Below are 15615 nucleotides of genomic sequence, written 5' to 3'. Positions count from 1 at the left end.
GCCTCCTACAGATGAGGGCTATCGAACATCGCCGAGCGGTTGTTCTTCGCCAGTTCGTCTTTCATCAGGCGCTGCAACTGCGGCGACACTTTCGTGAGGAAGCGGTCAGCCGCGTCGCTGCCCGGCTCGCCCTGGAACGTGACGTGAAAGACCGGCGCAAAGGTGTTCTGCTGGTCGATCTTCGCCACGGGCCGGTCGGCACCCGGTGCCCTTTCGAGGGCCTTCGCTTTCGCGAGCGCTTCGGCCACCGCCGGCTGCGGCGCGTCGTTGCGCGAAAACGCCAGTCTCGCGATCGCCCCGAGCGCCTTCTCACCCGCGAACGCCCCCAGCGCTCCACCCGCGAGACCGCCGACCGCAGCGCCGACCGGCCCGCCGAATGCACCGATCATGGCACCGACCTTCGCGCCCAGCAGGCCCCCGGCGAGATTGCCAGCGATGCCAGCGAAACCCTGCGCCTTCGCCGCCCGCGTATCGGTGCCCGTCGCCACGGCGTACGCATTGTTTGCCGCCAGCCCGAGTTTCAGCACGGTGCCCGCGAGAGCCAGCTTGCCGGCGTACGGCATCACGCGACCGAGTACGCCGCGTGCGGCGCCAAAGACGCGGGCAAAACGCCCGGCTTTGCCAGCAGCGGCCCCCACCGAACCGCCCTTGCCCGCTGCAGCCAGTTCATCGGCAACAGCACCCACAGCGCCGCCCAGGCCGCCGCCTGCACCGCCGCCCGGCATGTTGACGACAAAAACGCGCTGCACACCGGCCGCCGCCGCGGCGCCACCGAGCGCCTCGATCGCGCGCCCCACGGGACCGCCGCCACTCTTCGCACCACCTGCGCCCCCACGCGCGACGAGAATCGACCCGCGCGCAATGTCGAGCGCGCCGCGACCGATCTGGAAAAGTGACTTTGCACCGCGATACGCGATCAGGCCGGCCGCGACGCCCGCGACCGCCATCGTCGCTTTAGGCGCAGCGTCGGTGATCTTCGTGAGCCCATTGCCCGCTGTCTTCGCCGCGTGGCCAACCGCATCGGTCACGGGGCGCAACGCGTCGCCGATACTGCGCATCGCATCGTTCCACTGCTGCCCGACTTCGCTCCAGACCTGCTTCGAGGCATCGCGCCGGTCAGCCAGGTCTTTCGCGATCTCGCCGCTCGCCTGGCTCGAATCCTTCTTCAGCTTCTGATACAGGTCTGCGTTCTGCAGGTACGCGGTGAGCGCCGCCTTCACCTGCATGTCGTTGAAGAGGTCACCCGTCTTCATCGTGTCTTCGAACGCGGCGATCTGAGCGCGGCGCTTATCCGGATCGGACTCGCCGTTTATGCTCTTCGCGGCGTCGGCGAGCTGCTTCGCCTTGGCGGGATCGGTACGCTCGATATACGCGCGCGCGAGAACGAAGGAAGCCTCGAGCGTCGACCAGCCCTTGCCGATCGCTTCACGCATTTTTGCGTCGTAGTCGACGCCAGCCTTTTTGTAGTTGCTCGCGGTTTCATTGGATCCGATTTTCGAAAACCAGTTTTTCAGGTTGTTGGCCGCTTCGTCCGCGTTGCCGGCCGTCTTCATCTGCACCTGCAGCATCGCGCCGAGCTGCGTGACCGAATCCTGCCCGGTAATGCCGAGCTTCTGCATTTCCGCGAGCAGCACCGGGAACCAGCGGGCCATGTCCGCCGATTCGAACGATCCCTCCTTGCCGAGAAACGCGATCGCCTCGAACGCCTTTTCCATCTGCTTCGGGTCGGTGATCTTCGCGTTCTGCTGCAGCGCCTGGATCATCTTCGCGGTCTCGACCGTGGTAGCCGCCTGGCCGATCGCGAACTTCGCGGCCAGCGGTGCGAAGTCGAGCGCGCGGCTCACATCCATGCCGCCCGCGACCATCTGGTTGACCGCGTCGGCGAGCTCGTTGCGGCCGATACCGTTAGCGCTCGCGTCACGGCGGATGCGCTCACCCATCGACGCTTCCTGCGCGGTGCGTGCAATACCGGCCTTGATCGCGATGTCGCGGATGATGGCCTGATAATCGGCCGAGATCGTCGCCGGCACCGCGACGGCGGCCGAGAATTTCACGGCGTCGCCAACCGCGCCGCGTGCGCCTTCCCGGCCGGCGGCGATCCGCTCCTGGCCCGTTGCCTTCAGCTCGAGACCGCGCACCGTTCGCCCCAGACGCGAATACGCCCGGTCGAGTCGGTCGACCTCGATGCCGTTCTCGCGCAGCGTGCGCAGGTTCGATTCAATCTTGCGGCGGATACCGTCCGCCGCGCGGTCGCCAGCCGCGTGCAGGCGGCGAAACTCGTCCTGCAGCTTCACCGTCTCGCCAATCGTGCGCTGCCACAGCCGCGTCTCATTCGCGGTTTTGCGGAGACCCACGATCCGCGAACTGGTTTCGGTGATCGCGCGGCCGAACGTCGCCGACACGGCGCCGCCGATCACGATCCCGAGTGCAATGTCGTTTGCCAATTCAGTCCCCCGCTAGTCCGTCAGCCACCAGATCACCTCGTCGAGCGTCATCCCGTCGATCGAGGCGGGTTGCACGCCGTGCTCCTTAAGCAGCCGCTTTGCCAGCGCCTTAAGCGTTTTCTGGCTGATTCTTGCCAGCGGATGTGAGGCGAAAGTAGGCATCCTGGACGCGGTGATAATCACCGAGATCCATGCCCTCCAGGTCGTTCGGCGACACGCCCGCGAGCGCCGCAAAAATCGCCAGTTCCTGCCCTTCTTCGTCACCCGGCGCGATTTTCTGCGCGGCCCGCATGTCGCGCACCTTCGGGCGCCGCAGTGTCAGCGCGTCGCGTACGACGCCGTCGAACGCCACCGGGTAATCCAGCCTGACCGTCACGCTGTCGACCCGATCGGCCGCACTGCCAGGCACAGTGCCAGTCACATTGCTCGCCAGGTTGCCATCCACATTGCTGTCCATCTGTTCCACCTCCAAATAGAGACGGCGGGCCGTACGGCCCGCCGTTCAGGTTAAAAAGTCACGTTTGCCGCGCGCACGCGACAGGTCGTCACATACCGATCGCCTTGCGGATCTCGGAGAGCTGGTCGACGCCGTCGATGACGCGCACCATGCCGAGCACGTCGATCTCGTGCACGACCGCGCCGTCGATCTCCAGCTTGTAATACGTCAACGACACGGTGAATTTGGCGTCGACCTTCTCGCCCGGCTTCCAGTCGCCGCCATCGACCTCGGAGAGCATCCCGCGAAACGTCGTGGCAACAGCCTTGGTCCCGCCCTTGATGTCGCGGAACGCACCGCGAAACACACCGTTGAATGCCGTCGCGTCGGCGAGGCCGAAGAACTTCAGCACGTCGCGCTCCATCGTCGACATCTGGAACGCGGCTTCGAGCGCCTCCATGCCGAGATCGATCTTCACCGGCGCATCCATCCCGCCGGCACGATGGTCGTCGGTCTTGATCTTCAGTTTCGGTAGCGTGCACTGCGTGGCCCGTCCGGCAAATCCCTTGCCGTCGCTGTACACGTTGAAGTTATAAAGTGTTTCCGGAGTCACGCATCACCTCTTACGTATTGGTATCGAGCACTTCGGTCAGCCACTGGTTGGTGACCTCGAAGCGGAAGTTGGGGTTTTCTGCAGGCGGCACGTCGGTGAAGCGGATGTTCCAGTACACCTTGCCGTCTTCGAGCTGCGTCGCGGTGTTGAGCTCCGGATCGGCATATACCTCGAAATTGATCAGCGCACCCTTGTTTTTCAGGTCGCGCATGAACGCCTGCAGCCCTTCGGTGACATCCTTCACATACGTTGCAGTGATGCCGCGGTCGACCGCCCATTTATGGCCGGCCAGCACCGCATCCATCACGATGTCGAGCGTGCGCACACGCGTGACGAACTTCCATTTCGAATCGGCCGACAGCGTGCGGTTGCCCCACAGGCGATACCCGCCGTCGCGGATGATCGTCGCGATGTTGGCGTTATTAAGCAGGTTCGCGCGACAGGTCTCGTCGCCGTCGAGAAACTCGATCGGCCGCTTCGTGCCGGTGATATCGGTAATTTCCTTGTTCGACGGCGATGCCCAGAAACCGATGTTCGCGTCGGTCTGACAGAACAGACCCGCCGCATACGACGAAGCCGGCACATTGACGTCCGCGTTGGCAGTCGTGTCCCACATCGTGGCTCCCGGATCGACCATATAGAGCCGCTTGCTGCCGAAGTTCTGCACGTAGGCGATCGCCGCTTCGTCGTCGGTGTTCGGCCCGTCGATGATGCCAATCGCACGCAGCTTGCCAGCAAGCGAGTCCATCGCCGTAGCAACCGCCTGTGTGGAAGAGAACCCGGGTGCCAGCAGCAGACGCGGCTGCACGTTGTATTTCGATTTCGCGTCGAGCAGTGATTGCAGGCCGGTGCGTGCACCGCCGGCACTGACGCCGCCGATGATCGCCGAGGTGAGCGCCGCAGCCTCACCACCAGCAGCCACGCCCGTTGCGACAATCACAGCGCTACTCTGCGCATAGATCGCGCGTGCCGCTTTCGCAATGGCGCTGGTTTCGCCGAACGCCGCTACAGCCTCGCGGTAGCTCGTCAACTGGACCGGCACATTCGGCGCGGCCAGATCCGCACTGGGCGTATAGGTGTTGACCATGCCGACGATCGACGAACTCGGCACGGCGATGGTGCGCGGCCCGGTGTCGACGAGCGACACGGTCACGCCGTGGAAAAACGATGTTGCACCCATGAATATCTCCAGGAATCAGGCAAGGAATCAGCCAAAGAAAAGCCGCCTGGGTCGGCGGCTTCGGGTGATGAAACGCGAGCGATACGACAGCAAGCGGGAATCGGGCTTCTACGTCAGGAAATCAGGAGTCGCGGGCAGTTCGACGTTTGGCCAGCCGGTCGCGTCGGCAAGATCACGCAGTGCCTGGCGGTATTTGAGGAGTGCGGCGAACTGGTCGGCCGTCAGCGTGGTGCCGTTGCCGATCAGTTTTTCGTCCTGGTGCCGGGCGACGAGCCAGTCTGTTGAGGCGAGCGCCACGTCACGCGCGGCGCGCATCGCCGCGGCCAGCTCGGCCCGCGAGGGCGGCAACGGATCGAGCAGCGCCGGTGCGCCGGTAGCGTCGATAGCCATGCGTTTGCCTTGTGCCTGACCGTCGAGCAGGTCGTGCCACTGTTGATCAGTGATACTGGCCACGGTGATGCCTTCGGGGGCCGGACTGTCTTCAGTATCGTAGAACGCAGTGATTCCGCCGGTCTGATCGTATGCAGCCTGCTTGATACCCATGTTTTAGTTCCCAATCGCAATGAACCAGACGACGCCGTTACTGACGGCCACGCCGTTTGTTGTGATGAATACGTTCCCGTACAAAGTGCTCTTCGTGGAGTTACTGGACATTTGTGCGACGCTACCGAGCCCGGTGCCATTGAGCAGGTAGTTGCAATTCGCCACCAGCAGTGCGTTAGGAAAGGCAACCGGTAATGTGAGCGACGCAATACCGGAAGCGTTGGAGCCAGCACTGCCCCACTGGACAATCAGACCGCTCGGCAGCTTGAAATAGCCGTTAGTGCCGATCGTGTAGGAGAACAGTGCGGCAAGCGACGCAATGCTCGACTCGTCGGAGTAAAGCGACGAAGTCGTGCCAAGTTCAAGCTTGATACGCCGGAATCTGACGCCGCCAATCGGTGCGACAACGTTCGTATCGGCAATCTTGAAAACCTTCACGTAAGCGCATGAGGCAGGTGTCACGCCCGTGCCCTGAACGGAAGAAAAGCCGGTGCCGAAGTTCACGGCCGTCGATGCAAAATTCGACCCCAGACTGGTTTTGGTCGAATCGTAGAAAGCGACCTTGATAAAACCCCGACCGGATGTGGCCGTGCTCATGCTCACATCGCCAGAGACAGCCAGATTGACGTTTGGACCGACAGCAATGAACGGTGAACCATCCTGAACGGTTGCAGCGTTGATAGCTGCCGCGTTCTGAAAGAGGCTCCCGCCCGCGTTGCCGTCGAGCGTGGCGCCGAAACTGGTCGCGTCCCATCCGTAATCGCCAAATTCGCCGGAGCCATTGGGCAGCAGATTCGGTCGATTGACACCGTATATTTTGCCGGCAGATTGCACGCCGGCCGCGACAAGCGCATTAACGAAGGCTGTCGACGCAGCAGCCAGACTATTGTCACCGACGGCTTGCGTCGGAACCTTGGGTGTGCCCGTGAAAACCGGTGAGGCGAGCGGTGCTTTCAGCGCGAGCGCGTTCATCATCGTCGTCGCGAAATTCGGATCATCGCCGAGCGCGTCAGCCAGCTCCTTGAGCGTGTCGAGCGCGCCGGGTGCGGCGGCAACAAGCGCATTGATCGCGGCCGTGATGAGCACCTGCGTCTCCGCCGGCGTCTGATACTGCGGATGCGGATCGGCGGCACCGGCGTGGGCTTCCTGCTGGGCCTTGAGGTACGCCGTGCGGTTCGCAAGCTGCTTTGCCTGCCGGTTATCGATCCCGTCCGGACCACCTACCACGGGGTCCGACGTTTCCAACTGATAGACCCCTTCTTCCCATTGGCTGGTTTCCACCAGATTCGCCATTATTTGGCACTCCCTCTGTTGTATTGTCCATTGCGCGTTGCCGCACCGTTATGGCGGATCGGCACAGCCGAGTAGTCGAGCGACGCCAGCAGGCTACGCGCAGGTGCGTAGCGCTCGAGCACTGACTTGAGTTTGTCCGCCTGGTCACGCGTGACAGGCTGCTGAAGCTTGACGATGTATTCGGCCCACGCATTGGCGCGTCCGTGTACATAGTCACCATTGCGCGTAATCGACCCGTCGCGGCGTCGCGCGAGGCGCCCTTCGACCAGCTCGACCTCGCCGAAGCCGAGCCTGCGGATCACCTCGCGCACCGCCCACGGCGTGCCCTTCTTACGGTGCAGCGCGAGCGAGCCCTTGATCAGTGCCCGCCTAGCGTCCTCGGATTCGGCCAGCTCCCAGCCGTCGACCGCCAGCGCCCACGCGAGCCACGGCAACCATGCGAGCGGGCATCGGTCCGCGTCCCATAGCGTGCGCAGGATTTCGGGATCGACACGCGGCGCCATGACAGTCGCCAACGCAGTTTCAAGCGGTGTCTGGTTGGCCGGCAAGAGTGCGTCACGCATCGTCCACCTTCATGTTGAGCACGATCGACGTGCAGTTGGCGAACTGCCGCGGCGTACACACAACGTGGGCTGGTGGCGATCGCAGATCGACATCGATCACGCCGGAATCGGGCGGATGCAGCGCACCGTAGATCGCGGATAGCGACATGCCGGTACCCAGCTTGCGGGCGCTGGCGATCGCCTTGTCGAGGGCCGCGCGACGCGCCTCGAAAACCGCTTCCCCACCCGGGCCGCTGCCCACGTATACGTCCGCGTCAACGACAAAATCAACGCGTGACGACGCCGTCACCAGCACGTCGTCGTTCAGCGGCCGGACGTCTTCGGGCGTGACAGCTGCCGTCACGGTGTCGATCAGCGTCTGGTCAGGCACGCCATCGCCCACCGTTGACAGGAGCGTCAGCCGGACGATGCCCGCCTCCGGACGATCCACCTTGACGTCCAGCACGTCGGCGGAAGCGTTGAGCGCCAGCGCGATGTAACTGCCGAAGGGCCCGGCGACAGTTGAACGCTCGATCGACATCTGCGTGCGCAGTTTTAGCCGGTCGTCGCCCTCGAGCGTCGGGTCGACAGGCGGAATTGCATCTGCGTCGCCAGGATCGATGGTTGCGCGCCCGATGTCGAGCAGCGCAGCCAGATGTTCGAGATCGGCGCCGGTCGAAAACGCCAGCATCACTGCCCGCGCAGCGTCGTTCACCCGCGCGCGGAACCTCACCTCGCGGTACGTTGCAAGCTCGATCAGTTTTACCACGGGATCGGACTCGAGCGCCGCGCTCCAGTCGGTGTAAATGTCTTTGAAGTGCTCGAGCTTCTCCTGATAGATGTCCTCGAAGTCGAGCGTTTCGACCAGATCCGGCGGATCGATCGCAGTCAGATCAATGGTTGTCACGTTGCCACCTCAAAAACGACGTCATCGCCCTCGTAGACGCCCTGAATACGGAACGTCACCTTGCCGTCGATCACGGACACAACACTCACGCGCGATAACTTCAGACGCGGCTCCCAACGTTCGATCGCACGGGCCGCCTCCGCCTGCGCGGATGAAATCCAGCCGCGGGAAAGCGGCAGGTCGACCATGCGGGGAATGTCGGAGCCGTATTCCGGCCGCTCGCGCCGGGTGCCCTTGCGCGTCGAGAGAATGTCGCCGACGCTCTGCTTCAGATGCGCGAGGCCGGTGATGGGTTTGCCTGTCTGTCGGTCCATGCCGACCAGCGCCGTACTCGCGCCCATGGTCAGGATCCGTCCGTCATGCGCTCGAAATCGGGATGGCGGTCAAGCGCGGCGATCTGTTCGTCGTTGGAAGCCACCGCGGTGCTCTTTTCAACGGCAAGCGTGCTGCCGTCCGCAAATACCAGCGTGCGCGATCTGAACGTGCGGTCGAGGTACGTCACTGGCTTCTGCCCCTGTACATCAGTGCGATCGTCGGTCCCAATCTCCGTCGGCATATCGATGCTCCAAATAAAAAAGCCCCGCACGAATGCGAGGCTAAAAACGACCCAGTGTCAGTCAAAGGCAATGTCAATCGACATCACCCGTTTGAGCTTGCGTCCGAAATTCCGCCGGATGGAGACGGCAGTTCAAGCGTGTGCGTACCATCAATGCTCGTCCAGTTATTCGGACGAAGGGCACCCGACGTTTTGTCGATCTTGAACTTGTCGTACAAAGCCTGAGGATCTTTCAACCACGAAGCAGGAAACAGGTAATACATCGCCGAACCGTCGTCGGCGTCGGCGTTCGTCGTCGTTACACGCTCCACAGATTGAACATCCGCCGCCTTCAGAAAGAGACGGGGTAGTTCTTTTTCACTATTCACCAATTTGAGGTATTCCGCCGAGCCAGTATCTTTGAAGTACAGACATTGGTTGCCGGCGATATCCAGCGCGCCTCGCGGGGTACGCTTAACTATTGAAAATACGACGCTATTTTCCAAGGTCATTTCCATCTCCTTTCAGACGATTTTCGCTCCAGGCTCCGACATCAACATGCGTCGGCCAGCCTCCATGCCAAAGGCCGCGCCACGCGTAACGACTTGTGCGGTGGGCCACTGGAGACGTCAATCTCTCCGGCACTGATCGGACTGTGCCTTGCCACAAGTGAACTTGAAATAGTCCTTCCGCCATGGGTTGAACGGCATGTGTATGGGCCTGAAACACAGGATCAAAATGGCCTTGAAGCCGTCAGACAGGCGAGTCAGTCAGGTCCCCGTCACCCTTACTCATATGCTTGTGACCCGGCAGCGAAATACCTTTCGATGTCACGGTGCCCGTGTAGTTCGCGTCGCCGTCGATCTCGGATGCAGGACCGCCTGCCGCGTTGCTGCCCGTCATGCCACCCTGGTACGTTAGCCGCTTCTGTGTCGTGCTGTTGCCGGTGAAGGTCGAATCCGGCGCGTCGACGAGCAGCTTCGGCGCGGCCTGCGTGATGCCGTCCGCAGTCAGCTCCATCTGCGTTGCGCCGATCCGGAAGACGATCCGGCCACCAGCGGGAACCGACAGGACATATTCGTGCGCGTCGTGGTCGTAGTGCTCACGCGCGCCGTCCGGATAGTCGGTCGCCGTCAGGTTCGCAGTGTTGCCGTTCGCACCGCCGTGCGTATCGCTATAGAAGCCAGCCAGCACGAATGCACCAGCAAGCGTGCCGGATGGCGCCAGTACGACAGCCTGCTCGCCGACGGAGGGCGGACACCACGTCCTGACCCGACCAGCAGCGAACGTCTTCCACGGCAACAGCGCGCTGACCCACTCTCCGTTGCGCACCCGGCAGCGCGGCGGGTCGTACTGAACACTGTCGATGAAGCCCGCCTGCACGATGCTCGCGATCAGGCGATCGATCTCGCCAATCTCGTAGTCGCTCATGTCGCTATCCCAAGGATGGGTCCTGCGCCGGATCCCAGTACTCTGCTGCCGGTGCACTGCCCGTATCCGGATCGACGCCCCACAGCACAGCCGAACCAGCAGGCGGGAACGGCGCAGCGACATCGCCAAGATCAAACTCGTGCGACCACTCGACGAGCCAGACGAGATACGCGTCGAGCTCCGGCTTGAACGGATCGTCACCGATCTGCACCAGCCTCGCCGGCGTCACCGGCACATCCCACGTCTGCGCGTGCACGGCACACGCGATTCGCGCGGCCAGCTGGCGCACCGCGAGATCCGCGTGTGGTGCGAGCGGATCGAAGATAGCCCGCGCCTGAAAGCGCCCGATCAGCGACGTCTGACCGGTACCGGGATCGTGCCCCGGCTCCATTTCCGACATCTCGACGGCGATGCTCGGCGTCGGAATCTTCCGGCCGATGCGCGGATACGCGTCGATGGGCGAGATATCGGGCAGCGCGGTGCGCAGACCGTCGATCATCGCGTCGTGCAGCGTTTTCAGGTTATCGAGCACGCCGGACTCCTCCAATCACCTTCTGGATTTCATAATTCACTTCCTGCTTCAGGATGACCATCAATCGCGCCTCACACATCTGGGCCGCCCGACGGAATGCCGGGTCGCCGGTCTTCGACCAGTTCACCGTCACGATCTCGAACGGCGTGCGCGCCTTGCCGGTTCGCTGGTAGATCGGCCCGTCCGGTTTCGCCTTCGTCTGCCGCCATGCGCCATCGAAGGTGAACCGACCCGCGCGCATGCCCTTGCTCGTCTCGCGCACCGAGCCGAGCCGGTGCGCTTCGACCGGATTCAGGCCCAGCCAGACCTTGCCGGTATCGGCCGAACGCATGAAAAAGTACAGCCGGCTGCGGATCACCTTCTGCGGGATCTGCGTGCCTTTGGACACTTCCTTGCCCGTCTGGCTCCTGATCCATGCTGCGGTTTTGCGCAGCGTGCGGCGCCACGCAGCCTGCATGGCGGAAGCTGACAACCCGTGAAGCGCTGCCGTCACTTCCTTGATGTCGATCTCGACCTTCAGTGCATCCATCGGCGTGGCCTCATCAACGGGGTCTTAAGAGCAGCACAGTCCACCCCGTGCCGTCAGGCTGCAGTTCGAACACAACGTATTCATCGACGCCGACCATCGCGATGCTGCCCTCGCGGATCGCAACGGCATCGGCATCCCGCACGCTCACCTGTGGATGCTCGAGCTGCGTGCGCTGCCGCCCGAGATCCGGACCGAGCCAGGGCGCAGCGAACATGCCGCGAACCGGCTCGCCGTCGACCGTGATGTCGTCGTCAGCGAGGTCGCGGATCACGGCGTCGTCGAGATCCGCGACCAGATCACGGAACGCCATACGTGCCTCCTCAGACCGTCAGCCGGATGACGGCCTTCGGACGCGTGCACAGGTGAATCGGATTCGACTGCGCCTCGATCTCGACACCCTTGCCGAAGTCCATCAACTCCTGCTTCGCGTAGTACGGCAGACCGGTCGTGTTCACCGCTTCAACGTAGTCCGCCGGCGCAAAGCGCGTGATGAACAGGTCCGGCACGCCCTCCGGCACCGCATGCGCTTCATCGTCAGCGACATAACCGACGTCACCGACGCGACCGCGATAGCGCTCGAAGGTGCAGCCGCCGATATCGAATGCGTCACGCGTGTCGCCGCGCAGCGCTGCGGCCATCGCTGTGTTGAGATACGTTTCCTTGACCGTCTTCATTACGATCAGCGCGTTCCAGAACTTCCGGCCGCACAGCACGCGTGCGCCGGTGAACGGAATATTGCCGAGCGCGTCTTCGATCGCGTCGAGCACCAGCTGGCACTTCGTGCGGATCTCAGTTCCGGCCTGGTCGAGCTCGAAGTCGATCACGGTCTGCTCGATATCAAATGCCTTCAGCAGATCCACGACGACCGATTTGCCGTCCGCATCCAGAATCTGCCCCTTGATCGCTCCGATCCGGTGGAATTCGTGCGTCGCGTCGAGCTGCCGTCGCATCTTGCCGAGCCGGCGGGTAACTACCGTGGTCAGCGCTTCGAGTTCGGTCTCCGAGCCGAACGCGCGCAGGTTCTGGATTTCGTCGGCACCGATGGTTGCGCGTTGCGGCAGGTGCACCGTGTTGAACGGCAGCATCCGACGCTTGCTCCCGACGACCACGCTGGCCGAGGATCCGCGAATGCCGGCCGGAACCAGCGCGAGCGTGTCGCCATCCTTCTCGATCTGGACCACCGTCGTCGTGATGCCCTGCTCTTCGAACAGGCCCAGTGCCGCAAGCCGGCTCGGCACAAATGGCTGCTCGTTGATCGCAGCGCTGAGCGACGACAGCGAGAACGCGTCGTCATTGAAAAGGGCGATGTCCGCCATAAAGACTCTCCTGAATAGCTGTGACGCAGCCGTCGCGATCTGGACTGGCAGGCAGCGACGGCCACATGGTCGAAACGATGGCGCCGGTTAGCGCACGATCACGTAGTGGGCAGCGAGGTCACTGCGGGCGGCCACATCGAGGCCGGTGAGACGGGCTTCTGCGACCTCAGCGAGCCGAACGATGCCGACCGTGGGGCGCGGGTTGTCGGAAGCGGACAGCGGCGCATACAGGATCGCCGTGACGATTTCGGAACCGTCTGCCGCGGTGTTGTTGTATGGCGCATATTCGCCGGTGCCGAGCGTGCCGAGCAGTTGTCCGGCCGGTAGCGCATCGCCCTTCGCAACAACGATGCGCTCACGCGAAATCTGGCCTTCGCCTTCGGAGAGAAGAAACTCGCCGGTCAGCGTGCCCTGGGTCTTGATGGTCATACGTCTGCTCCTTTCTGCGCCTCAATAGCGCCGTTATCAAAGTGACTTTGCGACGCCCTGACGGGCGGCGTAGATCGAGGACGCCTTCGGACCCGCGGAGGATCGACCGGCATCATTTGAGACCGGCTGTTGCCGGTTATTCACACGCGGCTGGGTCTGCGTGACGCGATCGAAGAGGCGCGCGCGCACCTGATCGGGATTCAGACCGTCACCCACAAACTGCGCGGTCAACTCCGGCAGCTTCGCCGCCAGGCACAGACCGGCAATATCGGTCGCGTTCCGGATCGCCGCATCGATCGTTGCGCGATCCTTCAGCGCGGTCAGTGTCACGATGCCTTCCGCGCACGCCGACAGGTTTGCTGCACGGCAGGCGGTGAACACGTGCGCGGCCAGCACGCCCGGCTCTTCCGGCACGACAACCGGGTCCGGATCCTGCGGCGCGGGCGCAGGTGGGTTTTCTGCCGGCGGATCACTGACCAGTGGCTCACTGACCGGCGGGTCATTCGCTGGTGGGTCAGTCTGCGGCGGCGCATTACCCTCTGCCTCGACCAGCGCCTGCACGGGCTCCGGCGGGTTCCTGAAGCGGGCAAGCAGGCCCGCCGCATTCGTCGACGCCGCGAGCCGCACCGGCTCCTCGATCACGTCGCAAAAGCCAAGCGACTGCGCTTCGAGCGCCGTGAGCCACGTCTCCGCATCCATCATCGCGGTCAGATCCTCATCCGTCTGACCGCTCTTGCGCCGGTACGCCGCGAGAATCCCGTCGCGCGCCTTGTCCATCATGTCGGCCGTGCTGCGAAGATCCGCCGCCGAACCAAGCGCGATCGTCCACGGGTTGTGAATCATCAGCATCGCGTTTTCAGGCATCACCACCTGGTCGCCCGCCATCACCACCAGTCCGGCCGCGGAAGCTGCCACGCCATCGACGCGCGCGGTGACCTTGCCGGCGTAGCGACGCAGCGCGTTGTAGATCGCGAATGCGTCGAAGACGTCGCCACCCGGCGAATTCACGGCGACGATCAGCTCCGTTGCGCCGGCCGCCGCATTGTCGAGCTGCGCGATGAACGTCTTGGCATCGGTGCCCCAGAATCCGATCTCGTCATAGATCCGGATCTCGGCGACGGCCACGCCCTGCGCGTTCGTCATCGCCTTGATGTCCCACCACTTACGGTTTTTCATCTACGGTTCCTGCTTTTGAATGAGCGATATCACCCGCGATGTCGCGCGAGCGTGGATCGGTGTCGTAACGCAGACCAAGCGCATCGGCCCGCGCGTTATCGGCGGCGTTTTCTCCGTCGACCTGTTCCGGGTCTTCGCCCTGTTTGAGGATCGAGGCCGAGCGGCTCGTCAGCCCGGAGCGGATCGCCAGCTTCTGCGCGTTCACGTCCTGCACCGGATGGATGTACGGCCAGCCCTGCGGCACCCATCGCACACGCAGGTATTCGCGGCGCGTACGATGAAAATCCGGCATCGGCATGGCGCCCGACAGTGAACACGCGTCAACCCACCACGCCCACGCGCGGCGGCAATACTGGTGAATGAAAATGTTCCACTGCAGCTGCTCGATCGAGCGCCGGAATTCGTTGAGCAGCACCCGCAGCACGCGGTCACCGATCTCACGCAGGTCGCCGGTGAGAATTTCGTACGGCATGCCAACGGACGCGGCGGCTGCCATCAACTGCTGGCGCATGAACGGGCTGTAATCGGCTCCGGCACCGGGCGGCGTTGCGAACCGCATGTCTTCGCCTGGTGCCAGTTCCTGCACGGTTCCCGGTTCCAGGGACACGACCGGCGAGAAACCGTCCGAGTCGAAAGCCAGCCCCTCGCCCGTCACCGGATCGCCACCCAGGCCCGGTTCTGCGTTCGGCTTGACGAGGAAACCGGCGAACAGGTTGCTGATTTCCTGCCGGAACAGCACGGCGTCGTCGAAGTTGTCGAGCGAGTGCAAACGCAGCAGCACCGTCGACAGCTCGGGCACGCCGCGGACCTGCCCCGCGCGCAACGGCTGGAACACGTGCGCAACATCGTCGGCTGAAACCGGCGTCGTCACCAGACCGCCGGTCGACATCCGGTTGTATTCGCCCGGGTGACGACGCAGCAGGTGATAGGCGACGCGACGATCATCTGCGTCGTACTCGACGCCGTTGATGATTTCCCCACCGTTCGGCCGCAGTTCATTTTTTTCGACCGGCAGCAGATCGCCCTCGATCACCTGAAGTTGCAGCGGCACCGGAAGCCCGTCATCGGGATGACGCATGCGCCGGCGCACCAGCACCTCGCCGTCGCCAAAGAACGCACGCGCAGCGAGCGTCTGCTGTCCGTAGAAATCGAGCAGGCCGTCTGCGTCGGCCTCACCGACCCAGTCGTCCCACAGTTGCTTCTGTTGCCGCCGGATAGCCGGATCCGGATGCTGCGGATGCGGCTGGATGCCGGTTCCGATCGTGTTCGACACCAGCCGCGCGATCGCTGTCTTCGCCCACGGGTCGTTGCGGATCGCATCGCGCGCCCGGCTGCGAATGAGCGGCAGGTTCTGCACCGCCGCGGCGTTCGGCCCGGCACTCGACGTCTGCCACGATCGCCCGCGCGCGCCAGCCGAGCTGGCCGCTTCGTACGCCGCCGCCTTCAGGCGTGTCGGCATGACGAATCCGCGCTGCGCAAGTGATGGATAGGAGCCCTTCATCGCAATCCCTTGCCGCCATGACGCAGGCGAAACACACGCGATCGCTGGTTCGCACGATCGAGCGACCGCACAATCTCGGTCTGCGCCTCGCGAAGCTCTGCAATCGAGCGGTAACGGACCTTGCGGTCGGCATACTGGACTTCGAGTTCGCCCTTCGCAATCGCGGACTGGATGCGGGCGAGATCCGCCGCTGTGTAAGCCATAACTG

20 protein-coding genes are annotated in these 15615 nt (G+C 63.4%); all 20 read right to left on the bottom strand.

Annotation, left to right across the window (positions count from 1 at the left end; genetic code table 11):
* Positions 1–5: 5 nt before the first annotated feature.
* Complete coding sequence (locus DSC91_RS04300; protein WP_115776986.1) at positions 6–2444, bottom strand: phage tail tape measure protein; 2439 nt, start codon at positions 2442–2444, stop codon at positions 6–8.
* Positions 2445–2553: 109 nt separating this feature from the next.
* Positions 2554–2901, bottom strand: a complete 348-nt coding sequence (locus DSC91_RS04295; protein ID WP_115776985.1) for a phage tail assembly protein — start codon at positions 2899–2901, stop codon at positions 2554–2556.
* Positions 2902–2989: 88 nt separating this feature from the next.
* Positions 2990–3493: a phage major tail tube protein gene (locus DSC91_RS04290; RefSeq protein WP_115776984.1), complete on the bottom strand. Its 504-nt coding sequence runs from the start codon at positions 3491–3493 to the stop codon at positions 2990–2992.
* 10 nt (positions 3494–3503) lie between these two features.
* Positions 3504–4673, bottom strand: coding sequence for a phage tail sheath subtilisin-like domain-containing protein (locus DSC91_RS04285; protein ID WP_115776983.1), 1170 nt, complete (start codon positions 4671–4673; stop codon positions 3504–3506).
* Between the two features lie 108 nt (positions 4674–4781).
* Entirely contained in the window at positions 4782–5216 is a 435-nt protein-coding gene (locus DSC91_RS04280) for a phage tail assembly chaperone (protein WP_115776982.1), read from the bottom strand.
* A 3-nt stretch (positions 5217–5219) separates the two neighbouring features.
* On the bottom strand, positions 5220–6509 hold the full coding sequence (locus tag DSC91_RS37990; RefSeq protein WP_175172102.1) for a gp53-like domain-containing protein: 1290 nt from the start codon (positions 6507–6509) through the stop codon (positions 5220–5222).
* On the bottom strand, positions 6509–7072 hold the full coding sequence (locus DSC91_RS04270; RefSeq protein WP_115776981.1) for a phage tail protein I: 564 nt from the start codon (positions 7070–7072) through the stop codon (positions 6509–6511). Before DSC91_RS04270 ends, DSC91_RS37990 begins: the two co-directional genes overlap by 1 nt.
* On the bottom strand, positions 7065–7958 hold the full coding sequence (locus DSC91_RS04265; protein WP_115776980.1) for a baseplate assembly protein: 894 nt from the start codon (positions 7956–7958) through the stop codon (positions 7065–7067). Before DSC91_RS04265 ends, DSC91_RS04270 begins: the two co-directional genes overlap by 8 nt.
* Positions 7955–8299, bottom strand: coding sequence for a GPW/gp25 family protein (locus tag DSC91_RS04260; RefSeq protein ID WP_115776979.1), 345 nt, complete (start codon positions 8297–8299; stop codon positions 7955–7957). Before DSC91_RS04260 ends, DSC91_RS04265 begins: the two co-directional genes overlap by 4 nt.
* Before the next feature lie 2 nt (positions 8300–8301).
* Positions 8302–8514, bottom strand: coding sequence for a hypothetical protein (locus DSC91_RS04255; protein WP_115776978.1), 213 nt, complete (start codon positions 8512–8514; stop codon positions 8302–8304).
* Between the two features lie 83 nt (positions 8515–8597).
* Positions 8598–9005 (bottom strand): hypothetical protein, encoded by a 408-nt coding sequence (locus tag DSC91_RS04250; protein ID WP_115776977.1) that lies wholly within the window; start codon positions 9003–9005, stop codon positions 8598–8600.
* A gap of 241 nt (positions 9006–9246) precedes the next feature.
* Positions 9247–9924 carry a phage baseplate assembly protein V gene (locus DSC91_RS04245; RefSeq protein ID WP_115776976.1) on the bottom strand — a complete coding sequence of 226 codons (678 nt, stop codon included), beginning with the start codon at positions 9922–9924 and terminating at the stop codon, positions 9247–9249.
* A 4-nt stretch (positions 9925–9928) separates the two neighbouring features.
* Positions 9929–10456, bottom strand: coding sequence for a hypothetical protein (locus DSC91_RS04240; protein WP_115776975.1), 528 nt, complete (start codon positions 10454–10456; stop codon positions 9929–9931).
* Entirely contained in the window at positions 10446–10985 is a 540-nt protein-coding gene (locus DSC91_RS04235; RefSeq protein ID WP_115776974.1) for a phage tail protein, read from the bottom strand. Before DSC91_RS04235 ends, DSC91_RS04240 begins: the two co-directional genes overlap by 11 nt.
* A 13-nt stretch (positions 10986–10998) precedes the next feature.
* Positions 10999–11295, bottom strand: coding sequence for a head-tail joining protein (locus DSC91_RS04230; protein ID WP_115776973.1), 297 nt, complete (start codon positions 11293–11295; stop codon positions 10999–11001).
* 10 nt (positions 11296–11305) lie between these two features.
* Positions 11306–12301: a major capsid protein gene (locus DSC91_RS04225; RefSeq protein WP_115776972.1), complete on the bottom strand. Its 996-nt coding sequence runs from the start codon at positions 12299–12301 to the stop codon at positions 11306–11308.
* An 87-nt stretch (positions 12302–12388) separates the two neighbouring features.
* Positions 12389–12730 carry a head decoration protein gene (locus DSC91_RS04220; protein WP_115776971.1) on the bottom strand — a complete coding sequence of 114 codons (342 nt, stop codon included), beginning with the start codon at positions 12728–12730 and terminating at the stop codon, positions 12389–12391.
* A 36-nt stretch (positions 12731–12766) separates the two neighbouring features.
* Positions 12767–13906 carry a head maturation protease, ClpP-related gene (locus DSC91_RS04215; RefSeq protein ID WP_115776970.1) on the bottom strand — a complete coding sequence of 380 codons (1140 nt, stop codon included), beginning with the start codon at positions 13904–13906 and terminating at the stop codon, positions 12767–12769.
* Entirely contained in the window at positions 13893–15407 is a 1515-nt protein-coding gene (locus DSC91_RS04210; RefSeq protein WP_115776969.1) for a phage portal protein, read from the bottom strand. Before DSC91_RS04210 ends, DSC91_RS04215 begins: the two co-directional genes overlap by 14 nt.
* Positions 15404–15610 (bottom strand): phage head-tail joining protein, encoded by a 207-nt coding sequence (locus DSC91_RS04205; RefSeq protein WP_115776968.1) that lies wholly within the window; start codon positions 15608–15610, stop codon positions 15404–15406. The genes DSC91_RS04210 and DSC91_RS04205 overlap by 4 nt, the downstream gene beginning before the upstream one ends.
* Positions 15611–15615 lie beyond the last annotated feature (5 nt).

This window comes from Paraburkholderia caffeinilytica, from assembly GCF_003368325.1.
GTDB lineage: Bacteria > Pseudomonadota > Gammaproteobacteria > Burkholderiales > Burkholderiaceae > Paraburkholderia > Paraburkholderia caffeinilytica.
The sequence above is the reverse complement of the archived record's forward strand: the minus strand, read 5'-3'. Positions and strand labels throughout refer to the sequence as shown.